The organism is Streptosporangium amethystogenes, assembly GCF_000721075.1.
GTDB classification, from domain to species: domain Bacteria; phylum Actinomycetota; class Actinomycetes; order Streptosporangiales; family Streptosporangiaceae; genus Streptosporangium; species Streptosporangium amethystogenes.
The window spans coordinates 213155-227036 of the sequence record NZ_JOEQ01000012.1; the positions used below are offsets into that span (position 1 = coordinate 213155).

10 protein-coding genes are annotated in these 13882 nt (G+C 71.0%); 1 reads left to right on the forward strand and 9 read right to left on the reverse strand.

Translation table 11 applies throughout. The features are described 5' to 3' along the window. Positions 1-84: 84 nt before the first annotated feature. From IG98_RS0119425 to IG98_RS0119460, 8 genes are all read right to left on the reverse strand, one after another. Positions 85-618 carry a YbaK/EbsC family protein gene (locus IG98_RS0119425; RefSeq protein ID WP_030913773.1) on the reverse strand — a complete coding sequence of 178 codons (534 nt, stop codon included), beginning with the start codon at positions 616-618 and terminating at the stop codon, positions 85-87. Between the two features lie 61 nt (positions 619-679). Continuing rightward, positions 680-2278 carry a flavin monoamine oxidase family protein gene (locus tag IG98_RS0119430; RefSeq protein WP_051752457.1) on the reverse strand — a complete coding sequence of 533 codons (1599 nt, stop codon included), beginning with the start codon at positions 2276-2278 and terminating at the stop codon, positions 680-682. Between the two features lie 113 nt (positions 2279-2391). After that, on the reverse strand, positions 2392-3234 hold the full coding sequence (locus IG98_RS0119435; RefSeq protein WP_030913777.1) for a M55 family metallopeptidase: 843 nt from the start codon (positions 3232-3234) through the stop codon (positions 2392-2394). Further along, positions 3231-4448 carry a DUF6395 domain-containing protein gene (locus IG98_RS0119440; protein ID WP_245651627.1) on the reverse strand — a complete coding sequence of 406 codons (1218 nt, stop codon included), beginning with the start codon at positions 4446-4448 and terminating at the stop codon, positions 3231-3233. Before IG98_RS0119440 ends, IG98_RS0119435 begins: the two co-directional genes overlap by 4 nt. A gap of 2 nt (positions 4449-4450) precedes the next feature. Beyond that, entirely contained in the window at positions 4451-4819 is a 369-nt protein-coding gene (locus IG98_RS0119445) for a hypothetical protein (RefSeq protein WP_245651628.1), read from the reverse strand. Between the two features lie 77 nt (positions 4820-4896). Then, a complete protein-coding gene (locus tag IG98_RS0119450; RefSeq protein ID WP_030913784.1) occupies positions 4897-5667 on the reverse strand; it encodes an enoyl-CoA hydratase/isomerase family protein in 771 nt (256 codons plus the stop codon). Positions 5668-5742: 75 nt separating this feature from the next. Continuing rightward, positions 5743-6885: a glycosyltransferase family 4 protein gene (locus tag IG98_RS0119455; RefSeq protein ID WP_084195495.1), complete on the reverse strand. Its 1143-nt coding sequence runs from the start codon at positions 6883-6885 to the stop codon at positions 5743-5745. Positions 6886-6917: 32 nt separating this feature from the next. After that, positions 6918-9038, reverse strand: a complete 2121-nt coding sequence (locus IG98_RS0119460) for an amylo-alpha-1,6-glucosidase (RefSeq protein ID WP_157594414.1) — start codon at positions 9036-9038, stop codon at positions 6918-6920. 311 nt (positions 9039-9349) lie between these two features. Here IG98_RS0119460 and IG98_RS0119465 point away from each other — a divergent pair, with 311 nt between their 5' ends. Continuing rightward, positions 9350-11236: a flavin monoamine oxidase family protein gene (locus tag IG98_RS0119465; RefSeq protein ID WP_030913790.1), complete on the forward strand. Its 1887-nt coding sequence runs from the start codon at positions 9350-9352 to the stop codon at positions 11234-11236. Positions 11237-11290: 54 nt separating this feature from the next. On the opposite strand, the gene glgP is transcribed toward IG98_RS0119465, so the two are convergent. Next, positions 11291-13870, reverse strand: coding sequence for an alpha-glucan family phosphorylase (glgP, locus tag IG98_RS0119470; RefSeq protein WP_030913792.1), 2580 nt, complete (start codon positions 13868-13870; stop codon positions 11291-11293). Positions 13871-13882 lie beyond the last annotated feature (12 nt).

A 13882-nucleotide genomic window follows, 5' to 3' on the forward strand; every position in this document is an offset into this window, starting at 1 on the left:
TCGGGCCACATTTTCCGACTGAATAACGTTCACAGGACCCCGACGGTTTCCCGATTCCCGCTCTCACTTAATCTCATTTTCGCTTCAGTTCGCCAGGCGGAGAACCTGCGCCGTTTTCAACCCGGCCAGCAGGGAGCCCGGCACCGCCAGTTTGGAACGGCGGACCCCGCTGCCGATCACGACCTCCGGATGGGCCGCCACCGCCTCGTCGACGAGCACCGGCCACTCCTCGGGCAGCCCGAGCGGGGTGATCCCGCCGTACTCCATGCCGGTCAGTGTGACCGCGTCGTCCATCGACGCGAACGAGATCTTCCGTGCGTCCAGGTGACGCCGGACCACGCCGTTGACGTCGGCCCTCATGGTGGCGAGCACCATGCACGCCGCGTAGCGGACCTCGCCCGCGCGCTTGGCAGCCACGATCACGCAGTTGGCCGACTCGCCCAGGTCCACGCCGTAGCGCTCGCAGAAGGCCGCCGTGTCGGCCAGTTCCGGGTCGATCTCGGCGACCTCGACCCCGCCGAGGACCCCGTCGAGCCCGTCGATCGCCCGCACCACCGGCGCGGCCAGCAGGTCCGGCCGCTCGGCGGTACTCGTCCAGTCCAGTGTTCCGATCGCCATCGCCGTCTCATCTCCCTCGGTTTTCCTTCGCACCGAAGACCTTACGTCCGCGCCGGAGAACTCAGGAGGTCGCGCTCAGCACCCGGCGGTGCAGTTCGGTGACCGTCCTCCTCGCCGACTCCATCGCGCCGGCCTGCCAGGCGATCAGCTGGGTGAGCCAGTCCCCCGCGAAGTAGACCCGCCCCGCCGGGCGCTGGAGGAGGGCGAAAGCACCCTCGTAGGAGGGCCAGCCCACCCAGCCTCCCTCGATGTACGGCCTGCGCCGCCAGGCGATCGAGACGCTGGAACGCAACTCGGCGCGGTACTTCTCACCATGGATCTTCTTGCCCTGGGTGAGCGCCCGCTTTCGACGATCACTGTGGGAGAGCGCGCCGTAGAGGTCGGCGTTCGGCCCGACGTTGTAGTAGCCGACCAGCAGGCCACCGCGGGAGTGGTAGCCGTGGGAGGGGTACCAGATGTGGGTGATGTCCAGGTCGGTCTCGGTGACACCGCCGTAGATGCGGTCGTCGATCTCCCACCAGCGCCTGCCGTACTCCAGACCGATCTTTCCCGCGGAGACCGGGACGGGCGTGCGGAGCGCGGCGGTGACCGGGGTACCGAGGTTGTGCGGCAGGCGCGCGAGCAGGTGGGGTGGCAGAGTCGCGATGCAGTAGTCGGCGCGGACCGTGCCGCCCCGGTGGGTCACCTCCACCCCGTCGGGCAGGTTTTTTATCCCGGTGACCGGGGTGTCCATCTTGATCCGATCGCGGCCGACCGCGTCGGCGAGCGCGCCGGCGATCGTGTCCATGCCGCCCACCGGCTGGAACATGGGCATCGCCTGGTCGTAGCCGAAGTCCATGGTGACGGCCCTGCCGGTGCCCGCGGCGAGCACGTCCCGCAGCGAGGGCGTCGCCCCCAGGGGGACACCCTGGTCCACTCCCGGATAGGTCTCGAAGCCCCGCCGTTCCGACCCCCGGTAGCTGAGATCGGGGCCGAGGTCGCCGAAGCGCCGCAGGAACTCCGCCAGCCGCTCGCGGTCGTCGACGGTGAGCCTGCGGTTCAGCGCGCCGGCGCTGCTCGCCTTGGCCAGCAGCTCCGCGACGTAGCCGTACAGGTCCGCGCGAGCCGTACGCGCCCGGACCGGGGCGGTCATGTTCTCGTTGTAGACGTACGCCGAGGCGTTGTTGTTGACGAACGTCTCGATGGGGACGCCCAGCTCGCGGCAGTAGTCCATGGTGACCATCCACGGCGCGATCCGCCCGGCCCCCGCGTTGAAGTAGGTGCCCTCCGCGAACGCGGCGGTCTGCGTCTCGCCGCCCAGCTCGTCCAGCCGGTCACCCGTGCGCAGCGTGATGGTCCTGCCGCCCACCCGGCCGGACGCCTCCAGGACCGTGCAGTCGTATCCGGCCTTACCCAGCTCGTAGGCGCAGGTCAGCCCGGCGATACTGGCACCGAGGACGACCACCTTGGCCGCCGCCTTGCCGCTGAGGGAGAAGTCGGAGGGCTGCGGAGGGGTGAAGTCTTTTTCCTGTGACTCCGGGGCGAGGCCGAGCGCGCCCATGGCCGCGAACATGGCCCCGGCACCTCCGGCCGCGCCCACCCCGACCAGCAGCGCTCTGCGCGTCAGTCCCCCGCCCCGGGCGGGGGCGGCCTGGGCGGCGGGATCCGTCTCGTCACTCATCGAAGGTCGTCGGCAAAGGTCGTCAAGGACATCGGGCACCGTCGGGGGTCGGTTCGGAAGGGGCGTCGAAAAGGGTCGGTTCGAAATCTGCTTGAAGGGAGCACCGGAGGAGGTCAGCCGTAGACGCCGCTGCCGCAGGCGACCTGACCGCCGATCATGGCGAAGACTCCCAGCAGGGCCATGATCTGTGAGAAGTCGTCCGTGGTGAACTCGGTGTGCCGGGGGCCCACCGCCCGTACCCCGGGAATGATCGCGCATCCGGCCGCGATGGCCGTGGAGTTCCACTCGACGCCGAGCGTGAACGGCGGCTCGGGGGCGCAGAGGCGGAAGTCGGCCACCCGGTCGAGCGCGCGGGCGGTGGCCTCGCGGATACGGGCCTGGGCGACGGCGGGCGGCAGGAGCTCGGCGGCGAACCTGTCGATCCCCTTCTTGACCGCGACGGTCTCCACGTCACCGAGCAGTTCCCTGGCCTCCTCGCAGACCGCCTCGTCCCCGGTCACCAGTACCACCGGCACGCCGAGCACCCCGGCGAAGGAGGCGACGAGACGGGTCTCGCCGCAGACCTCGTCGTTGAGGTAGACGTTCTGGATCTCCCTGCCCATCCAGGTGTGGTTGAGGACGCCGTGCTGGACACCGGCCCGCGCGTGGTAACCGACGAAGCAGGCCGCCCGGTGGCTCGCGTCGAGTCCCTGCCCCATCCGCAGCGGCTTGCCGGGACCACGGAGCAGGGTCGCCCGCTCGTCGAGCAGGTCGATCCTGAGGTTCTTGGTCGAGCCGTGCGCGTCGTTGACGCGTACCGCGGTGGCGCCCGCGTCGAACGCCCCCTCGATGACCGCGTTGGCGTCGCCGGTCATCAGCTCGCAGCCGCGCTCGTAGCCCCGCCCTCCGGCCTGCATCTCCTCGGGGTCGGTCAGACCGGTGACACCCTCCATGTCGACCGACACGTACACCTTCACGCCGTCCCCCACGTCTCGACGCGCCGCGCCTCGTCCTCGGTCATGAAACCGATCTCCCCATCCATGAAGTCGTGAACCTGCCTGCGCCACGCTTCGGGAATCTCCGCGATCGCGGGCCGGTAGCAGCGGTCCAGCCAGGCGGTGGAGGACTCGTTCGCGCGCAGGTAGCCGGCCGCCGCGCCGAAGACGGTGTCCTCGATGCCGCGCACCCTGGCGCAGCCGTACTCGATCATCTCCTGGCCGCCGTACGGCGGCGGCTGCTGCCACCTACGGGCGACCGGGCGGCCCGCGGTGATCGTGGTACGGAGCGGGCGGCACTCGACGGCGGCCTGGATGAGCTCCTTGTACAGGCACTTGCCGCAGGTCCCGCAGGGGCCGTTCACCCCGCGCAGGCACCAGCGGACCTGCTCGCGCAGCTCGGAGCCGAGGGCGAGCCGCATCGTGACGGCCTCGCTCACCCCGCCCACCGGGAGCACGATGTGCAGACCGGCCGCGGCGAACGCCCGCCCCCAGGCACCGTGCGGCGCCCACATCGGGTTGTCGGGTGTGTAGCGGAGCAGGTAGCGGTCGCCTCCCAGCCAGCGCGAGCCCAGCTCGTAGCCGAAGGCCAGGCCCCCCAGGTCGAGCTCGTCCGCCAGCAGCAGCGCGCCGGCGGCGACCGCGTGGTGCTCGGGGTAACCGGGGCGCGGCTCGGCGAGCGTGAACTCCAGGTCGGAGCGGACGACGGTCAGCTCGCGCCCGGTCTTGGCGGCCAGCGAGGCCAGCACGTCGGAGCGGTAGTGGGTCCACCGGTTGGGCACCCGCGGGTGCGGGACCCGCTGAAAGTGCACGAAGGGCGCGTCGGGCAGCATCGCGGCCACCGCGACCGAGTCCGCCCCGCCGCTGTAGGAGATCGCCAGCCTGTCACCCGACCGCGCCCGTCCGCCTTCGGGACCGGCCTCGATTCCCCAGCCGTCGCCGATCGCCCCCGCGAGCTCCGGTGAGATCGGCCGGTCGAAGACGACACGGCGCCGGGTCCACGGCGCGACCACGGTCCACGCGGCGAGGGCGAGCAGGTCGGGGTGGATGTCACGCGGAGCTCGCGGCAGCTCGACCCGGAACGAGTTCGTGGCCAGCTTCAGCGGCTGGCCGTCGGCGCAGTGGCCGGTGACGTCGTCCTCGGGGTCCAGCCGGAACACCAGGTGCCAGGTGCCGTCGTCCGCACTCCAGGTCACCCTCACGCGGTGCCCCCGGCGGTCCTGTCCGAAACGCTCCCGCGCTCCCCGGAACCCGTGGCGCGGTCCACGGCCTGCCAGAGCAGCACCTCGTTCTGGAGGACCCCGTCCAGCGCGACCGCGGTCTCCTGGGCCAGCCGGTGGGCGTCGTCCCAGCGCCCGGCCCGCGCGGGGTCGAGAGCGACCCCGACCACCCGCGCGCGGAGCTCGACGACCTCCGCGCGCAGCGAGGTGACCTCCCTGGCCAGCGTCTGGACCTCCCAGAGCGCGTCCTTGACGTCCTGCCGGTGATCCGCCCTGGAGATGTACCGGGAATCGAACCAGCCGAGGACCGCCCGCCGCAGCGGGGCGGGCACCAGCGCACGCTTCACCAACCGCACCATAATCCGGCACGATACCGGCAATTTTTAATCACCCATGACCGATCCCGGCAAGCCAGGTGAACGCCTCATCGGCCGGTGAACTCGGCCTTCGACCTCTCGGAGAAGGCGCGCATGCCGATCCCGGCGTCGGCGGTGGCGAACATGCCGGAGAACTGCAGGCGCTCGATCTCCAGACCGGTGTCCAGATCGGTCTCCAGGCCGTGGTCGATCGCCTGCTTGGCGGCGCGCAGCGCCAAGGCCGGCCCCCCGGCGAACCGGGCCGCGTACGCGAGGGCCTCGGTGTAGACGTCGTCGTCGGGGACCACCCGGTCCACCAGGCCGATGGCCAGTGCCTCGTCGGCGGCCACGTGGCGTCCGGTGAAGATGAGGTCCTTGGCCTTGGCCGGGCCGACGAGCCTGGGCAGCCGCTGGGTGCCCCCCGCGCCGGGAATGAGGCCGAGCAGGATCTCGGGCTGGCCCAGCTTGGCCGACTCCCCCGCGATCCTGATGTCGGCGCACAGGGCCAGCTCGCAGCCGCCACCGAGCGCGTAACCGGTCACGGCCGCGACGACGGGCTTGCCGATCCTCGCGACGGCGGTGAAGCAGTCCTGCAGGGTCCGCGAGTGGACCGCCATGTCCGCGTACGACATGTCGGCCATCTCCTTGATGTCGGCACCGGCCGCGAAGACCCGTCCCCCGTAGACGACCACGGCGCTCACGTCCCCGTCGGCGTCCACCTGCCGGGCGCACTCGGCGATCTCCAACTGGACCTGCCGGTTGAGCGCGTTCATCTTCGGCCGGTCGAGCCTGATCGTCGCGACCCCGTCGGTCTTCTCCACCCGCACGAACTCACCCATGGACGTCCCTCCGTCAAGATTCACAACGCGACCGGTCCGGTGCCGGTCGCGCCGTGATCCAACATAGAGCGCCGCTCAGTTGACGGGCATGGCCAGGTCCCTGCTCCCCGCCGCACTCTCCGTCGCGCTCGCCGCGACGCGCTCTCCCGCCCGCCTCGACGGCCCGGCGATCACCCTGCGGTAGATCGCCTCGTACGCGCGGGCCATCGTCTCCACCCCGAAGAAACGCTCCGCCCGGGAGCGGCAGGCGTGCGGGGCGAGCGCGCCGGCCGCCTCGATGGCGGCGGAGAGCTCCTCGGGGGTGCCCCGGATGAATCCGGTGACCCCGTCCAGGACCACCTCGGGCACCGCGCCCCTGCCCAGGGCGACCACGGGCGTGCCGCAGGCCATGGCCTCGATCATCACCATCCCGAACGGCTCCTCCCAGACGACCGGGAAGACCAGGCATCTGGCCGCGGCCAGCAGTTCGCGTTTGCGGGCGGTGTCGGCCTCGCCGACGTATTCGGCGTCGGGCCCCAGGCGTGGCCTGACGTAGGCGTCGAAGTAGTCGTGCTCGGTCTTCTCGGTGAGCTTGCCGGCCAGCAGGATGCGCCGCCCGGCCGCACGAGCGGCGTCGATGGCCAGGTGGGCGCCCTTGTCCTCGCTGAACCTGCCCAGCCAGAGTGTCCAGTCCTCCTTGTGTTCCCTGAAAGGGAAGGCCTCGACGTCGACGGCGTTGTGGACGACCCCCGCCCAGTTCAGGTCGGGGGCGATGCGCCGCTGGGCCTCGGAGATGGCGACCATGGACATGCCCGCGCCGAGCACCCGGTAGTACTCGCCGTACTCGCCCCCCACCTCGCCGTGGCAGGTGATCACGGTCGGCGCGGCCTGCGCGGGCGCGGTCAGCGGGCCGGCCAGGGAGTGGTCGTGGATCACGTCCACGACGAGCTTCGAGCTCATCGCGTACGCCCTGGCTGCGTGCAGGACCTCGGGCAGCGCCTCGCCGATCCGCTCGGACGGCGCCCGCCCGTAGGTGGTCAGGAAGCGCGCCGGTGTCCCCGCCGTACCCGCCCCGATCATCGTGACGTCGTGCCCGCGCCGGGTCAGCCCGGTGACGAGGCCCGCCACCATCGACTCGATGCCCCCGTAGCCGTGGGGCGGTACGTCGTACCAGGGCGGCGCGACCATCAGGATGCGCATGCCGTTGGACCATCCCGGGACAGCTCTGGAAGAAACCATGGCGACCTCACCTGGAGAGACGAAGGAAACGGTCAGTGCACCTGCCTCAGGGCCGCGGTCAGCGGGCTGCGCGGCGCGTTGATCAGGGTGATCCCGTCCGGCAGCCCGCCGATGGTGGCGCCGGACGCGCCGACGTCGATCGTGACCCTGGAACCCGCGAGCGGCAGCCCCTGGATCCGCAGGCCCTCCAGCCCGACCGGATCCAGCCACACCCGCCCGTAGGGAACCCACGGTTCGAAGCGCAGCAGGCTCCTGACCAGCTGGATGGGACTCGCGGCGGCCCACGCCTGCGGGGAGCAGGAGGTGGGGTACGGCACGGGCCAGGTGAACTCGGCCCGGTCGAACCCGCAGAACAGCTCGGGCAGCCGCCAGCCGAAGGCCTCGGCCGCGTCCAGCAGGCCGTAGGCGATCCGCTGCGCCTCCCGCGTGAAGCCGTAGCGCATCAGCCCGGACGCGATCAGGGCGTTGTCGTGCGGCCAGACCGAGCCGTTGTGGTAGCTCATCGGGTTGTAGGCGCCCATGGTGGAGGCGAGGGTCCGCACCCCGTACCCGGTGAACATCTCCGGCGAGAGCAGTCGCTCGGCGACCTGCGCGGCCCGGTCCTCGTCGACGATGCCGGCCCACAGGCAGTGCCCCATGTTGGAGGCGAGACTGTCGATGGCGCGCCCGGCGCCGTCGAGACCGATGGCGTAGTAGCCCCGGTCCGGCAGCCAGAAGCGCTCGTTGAAGGCGTCCCTGATCCGGCTCGCGCGGGCCGTCCACTGCTCCTCCAGAGCCGTGTCGCCGACCTCGTGGGCGAAGTGGGCGCGGGCGATGTAGGCGGCGTAGACGTAGCCCTGGACCTCCGCCAGGGCGATGGGCGGGCGGGCCAGGGTGCCGTCGGCGAAGTTGATGCCGTCAAAGGAGTCCTTCCATCCCTGGTTGATCAGTCCGTGGTCGGTCTTGCGCCGGTAGGACAGGAACGGGTCGGCGCCCCTGTTGATCCAGTCGAGGGCGGCGTCGGCGTGCGGCATGAGTTCCTCGACGGCCTCCCGGTGCATGCCCCACCGGCGCAGCTCGCCCAGGACCATCACGAACAGCGGGGTCGAGTCCACCGAGCCGTAGTAGGCACGGCCGGCCTGCGGGGAGGCGCCGACCTGGGTCCCGAAGCGGAGCTCGTGCAGGATCTTGCCCGGCTCCTCCTCGGTGAGCGGGTCGTTGACGGTGCCCTGGAGCCTGGCCAGACGGCGCAGGGTGCCCAGTGCCAGGCACTGGTCCATCTGGAGCGCCATCCACGAGGTCAGCAGCGAGTCGCGGCCGAACAGGGTCATGAACCACGGCGCGCCCGCGGCGATGGTCGGCGGTTCCTCCGGCCTGTCGGATTCGAAGAGCCGGAGCGCGCCGAGATCCTCCTTGGAGCGTTCCAGCACCTTTGACAGGAGGCGGTCGGAGGTGACGACGACCGGGCTGAGGCGCTCCCAGTCGGCCCGGCGCCTGGCGGGCTCCGCGTGCTCCAGGGGATAGCACGTGGAGAACCAGGCCGGTGACTCCTCGCCCTCCAGAATCGGGTTGACCTGCAGGCTGACGGTCCACTCGCCCCGGGGGGGCACCACGACCCTGAAGATGAGCATGCCCGGCACGGCGAACGGCGACGGTTCGGCCACCACCCTGGTGCCGCGCGAGCGGCAGGTGGAGATGATCAGCAGCCCCGACCTGTCAGCCGTCATCTCCACGTCGGCCACGTGCCTGACCCGGCCCGCCTTCACCTCGAACAGGTCCGCCACATCGGAGGCCACATGGATGTCGACGACGCATCCGGCGGGCTCGTCGGCCAGGTTGCGCAGGGTCACATCCTCGCGGAGGCCGCCGCCGACGTAGCGGTCCCTGATCACGAGAAGGCTGCTCTCGGCCCGCCCCGGGCGGGGGCCGGTCCTGCCGAGGAACGTCGCATGGTACGGCTCGGCCGGCAGCACCCTGAGGGGCTCCACCGCCATCTCGTCCACCCTGAGCTCCCAGCGCGAGAGCAGCCGGGTGTCGGCGTGGTAGACACCCTGCGCCCCGCCGGGCCGGATGTCGCCGTTGCGCGCGCACACGCAGAAGGAACCACCCTCGACCAGGGTGACCGTGGTGTCGCCCAGCGGGCCCGGCTGACCCTCGAACGTCCATGCCTTCAATGCTCACTCCAGCCTGTGCGATATGTCGGCTATCTAGCCATTACCCAATAAAAGGAGGGAGAACTAGGCAAAAGAGGTCCATTGTCGCGTTTTGCCCGATAAAAGAGCTTTTGTCCGACCCGGCTTGATATTCCGCCCGCGAATGCCGTCACCCGCCCACCGGCCCTCCGTCCGCCTGTTGCGACAAAAACCGCAAAAAACAGGCTCCGTCACATCGGTTGGAGTCACAGCCGGGGAGATCCTGGCACACCGGAAGGCAAACCGATAGTAGTCATTCCATTACCTAGAGTGACCAACGACAGGAGGATACCGTGACAGGCATCGACCGGCGAGGATTCGCCAGGCTGGCAGGGCTGGGCGCGGTGGGGGCCATGGGCTCCGCCGTGGCACCCATGTCCCCCGCGGTCTCGGCCGCCGTCTCGCCCACCGGCCCGGCCCCCACCGGCACCCGGCGGGAGCCGCGTGCCGGAGAGCGCTGGGACACCTGCCTGAAGGTGGCGCGGGATCTGCTGCTGATCGACGAGAACGACGCGGACCTCAAACTCGAATACCTCAGGGTGCTGATCGACAAGGGCCTGCCCAGGGCCCGCAGCCCCAAGAGAATCCTGGTCGTCGGCGCCGGGATCTCCGGGCTGGTGGCCGCCACGCTGCTGAAGCGGGCCGGGCACCGGGTCACCGTCATCGAGGCCAACGGCAACCGGATCGGCGGCCGGATCAAGACCTTCCGGACCGGTTTCGCCGACCGGCGGCAGTACGCCGAGGCGGGGGCGATGCGCATCCCCGACTTCCACCCGCTCACCCTCGCGCTGATCGACAAGCTCGGCATCTCCCGTCGCCTGTTCTACAACGTCGACGTGCGGCCCGGCGACGCGGCGAGCGGGCCGACACCGCCGGTCGTCTACACCTCGCGCCGCGGGCCGGTCTGGCGCTCCGGGCCGTCCCGCGGGGAGTTCACCGCACCGGAGCGGGCGAACCACACCTGGATCCGGGTCAACGGCATCTCGCAACGGCGCGACGAGTACGCCAGGGACCCACGAAAGATCAACGCCTCGTTCGGGCTCAGGGACGACAGGACCGCGGGAAAGATCCTGGACGAGGCGCTGGACCCGGTCAGGGACTACTTCTCCGTCGTCCGCGGCTCCGAGCGGGTCGACAAGCCGCTGCCCGAGCTGATCGAGGGCTGGGCCCGCGTGCTGTACGACTTCGACGACCACTCCATGAACCGCTTCCTCCGGGAACACGCCAGGCTGAGCGACGCGGCCATCGACGCCATCGGCACCATCGAGAACCTGACCTCCCGGCTGCCGCTGTCGTTCATGCACACCTTCCTCACCCGGAGCCTGGTCAACCCGTCGGCGACCTACTGGGAGATGGCCGGGGGCAGCCGGGAGCTGCCCTACCGGCTGGAACCCGGGCTGCGCGGGGACATCCGGATGGACCGCCGGGCCGTGCGGATCCGGCACACCGCCCGGGGGGTACGCGTGGAGACGGTCACCGAGACGGGCAGCACCGAGTCCGTCTTCCGGCCCCAGGGCAGGGGCGAGACGTTCGAGGGAGATCTCGCGATCATCACGATCCCGTTCTCCGCGCTGCGCCACGTGGAGATCACCCCGGCGCTGCCGTACCCGAAGCGGCGCGCGGTGATCGAGCTGCACTACGACTCCGCGACCAAGGTGCTGCTGGAGTTCCGCAGGCGCTGGTGGGAGTTCGACGAACGAGACTGGAAGCGCGAGCTGGGCCCCCGCTACCGCCCCGGGCCCGCGAGCCATGTGACGGGCGGCGGCTCGGTCACCGACAACGCCAACAGGTTCGTCTACTTCCCCTCACACCCGGTGCGCGGCAGCGAGGGCGGGGTCGTGCTGGCCAGCTACGCATGGGCCGACGACGCCTCCCGGTGGGACTCCATGGACGACGCCGAGCGCTACGGCCACGCGCTGCGCGGCCTGCAGGAGGTGCACGGGGAGCGCATCGCCGACTTCTACACCGGCCACGGCCAGACCCAGAGCTGGCTGCGCAACCGCTATGCCTTCGGCGAGGCGGCGGTCTTCACCCCCGGCCAGATGACCGAGATCCACCCCGCCATCGCCGCACCCGTCGGGCGGCTGCACTTCGCGGGCGAGCACACCTCGCTCAAACACTCCTGGATCGAGGGCGCCCTGGAGTCGGCCGTCCGTGCGGCTCTGGAGGCCAACGCCTGACATCGCCGTCCACCCGGCGCGTCCACCCGGCGCGCGCGCCGGGTGGACGCTCGCTCAACGGAGGGTGCCGTTGGTCATGCCCACGGGCTCCTCCGGCACCGCGACCAGGCCGAGCTCGGCGGGCGATGCCACCAGGGGGTGGTCGGGAACGATCCGGACCGTGTAGCCGAACGGGCCGGTGCGCTCCAGGGGGATGGTCCCGCCGAAGACGGCCCTGCCGTCGTCGCCCGTGTTCTCGACCGTCAGGTCGGCGTAGGCGGGGGCGACCAGGTCGTCGTGGTCCCCGACCCGCCCGTAGGCCGCCTGGACCCGGATGTCACCGGGCTCCAGCTCGCCGAGGGCGATGGTGGCCTTCAGCCCCAGGGACGATCCGAGCTCGGGGGTGTCACCGAGACCCGAGGCCTCCACGTGCTCGACCCGCACACCCGGCCAGGCCCTGCCGACCCTGAGCTTCCACGCCGCGAAGCTCCTTGCCTGCTCGTACCCGTCGCCGGACAGGGCGCGCGCGGAGGAGGCCGCGGGGGCGTAGAGACCGACCACGTAGTCGCGGAGCATCCGCCCGGCGAGCACCTTGGGGCCGAGCGAGGTCAGGGTGTGCCTGACCATCTCCAGCCAGCGCCGGGGCAGGCCGTCCGCGCGGTCGTAGAACCGGTCGGCCACCTCGTGCTCGATCAGGTCGTAGAGGGCGGTGGCCTCCAGCTCGTCGCGGCGGTCGGGGTCGGCGACGCCGTCGGCGGTGGGGATGGCCCAGCCGTTGGTGCCGTCGTACCACTCGTCCCACCAGCCGTCGCGGATGGACAGGTTGAGCCCGCCGTTGAGCGCCGCCTTCATGCCGGACGTGCCGCACGCCTCCAGCGGGCGGAGCGGGTTGTTCATCCACACGTCGCAGCCCTGGACGAGCAGCTGGCCCAGGGCCATGTCGTAGTCGGGCAGGAAGACGATGCGGTGTCGCACGTCCTCCGCGTCGGCGAACTTCACGATCTGCTGGATGAGCTTCTTGCCGCCCTCGTCGGCCGGATGCGCCTTGCCCGCGATCACGATCTGGACCGGCTTGACCGGGTCGAGCAGCAGCGCCCGGAGCCTTTCGGGGTCGGACAGCATCAGGGTGAGCCGCTTGTACGAGGGCACCCGGCGGGCGAAGCCGATGGTCAGCACCTCGGGGTCGAGGGCTTCGTCGATCCAGCCGAGCTCGGGCGGGGAGGCGCCCCGGTTGAGCCACGACTGGCGGAGCCGGGCGCGGGCCGCCCTGACCAGCTTCTCGCGCAGCCTCCCCCGGATGCCCCATACGTCGCCGTCGGAGATCTTGGTGATGCTCTCCCAGCCCTGGGCCTGCTCGACCAGCGTGGGCAGCTCCTGGCCGGCCAGCTCCATGATCTCGCGGCCCACCCAGGTGGGCGCGTGCACGCCGTTGGTGATGAATCCGATCGGGACCTCGCCGGCGTCGAAGCCGGGCCAGAGCCACTGGAACATCTCCCGGCTCACGGCGCCGTGCAGCTCGGAGACGCCGTTGACCCGCTGGGCCAGCCGCATGCCCATCGCGGCCATGTTGAACTTGCCCGGCTCGTCCTCGGCGCCGAGCGCGAGGATGCGGTCGGTCGGGACCGTGGGCCACGCGTTGTCGCCGCCGAACTGGCGGGCGATCATCTCCGCGGGGAAGCGGTCGATCCCGGCGGGCACCGGGGTGTGCGTGGTGAAGACGGTGCCGGCCCGCACCGCCTCCAGCGCCTCGTCGAAGGAGAGCCTGGCCTCGGTGAGTTCGCGGATGCGCTCCAGGCCGAGGAAGCCGGCGTGCCCCTCGTTGGTGTGGAACACCTCGGGCTCGGCGTGCCCGGTGACCCGGCAGTAGGCCCGGATGGCGCGGACGCCGCCGACGCCGAGCAGCAACTCCTGGAGCAGGCGGTGGTCGGTGCCGCCGCCGTACAGGCGGTCGGTGACGTCGCGGGCCGCGGTGTCGTTCTCGGCCACGTCGGAGTCGAGCAGCAGCAGCGGCACCCTGCCGACCTGGAGCACCCAGACCTGGGCGTGCAGCGTGCGCTGCTCGGGAAGGCTGAGCTTGATTCGCACCGGGGTGCCGTCCTGCTCCTTCAGCAGGGTCAACGGCAGGCCGCCCGGATCGAGGGAGGGGTAGTGCTCAAGCTGCCAGCCCTCGGGCGAGAGGGACTGGGTGAAGTAGCCGTGCCGGTAGAGCAGGCCGACGGCCAGGATGGGCACGCCGAGGTCGCTGGCCGCCTTGAGGTGGTCGCCGGCGAGGATGCCGAGCCCGCCGGAGTACTGCGGCAGGGCGGCGGCGATGCCGTACTCGGGCGAGAAGTAGGCGATGCTCCGGGGAGCGTCGGAGATGGTCTGGTACCAGCGGGGAGCGGTCATGTATTCGCGGAGATCGTCGGCCGCGTCGGCCAGCCGCCGCAGGAAGCGGCGGTCGGCGGCGAGCTCGCGGAGCCTGTCGGCCTCCACCGCACCCAGCAGGGCGACGGGATCGTACCCGACACGCCCCCAGATCGCCGGATCGACCTCGCCGAACAGGTCCAATGTCTCCGGGTGCCACGACCAGCGCAAATTCAGCACGAGCTCCCCGAGAGGTGCCAGCTCGGGGGGCAGGACGGTGCGGACGGTAAACCTGCGAATAGCTCTCACGGTGCCAGACCC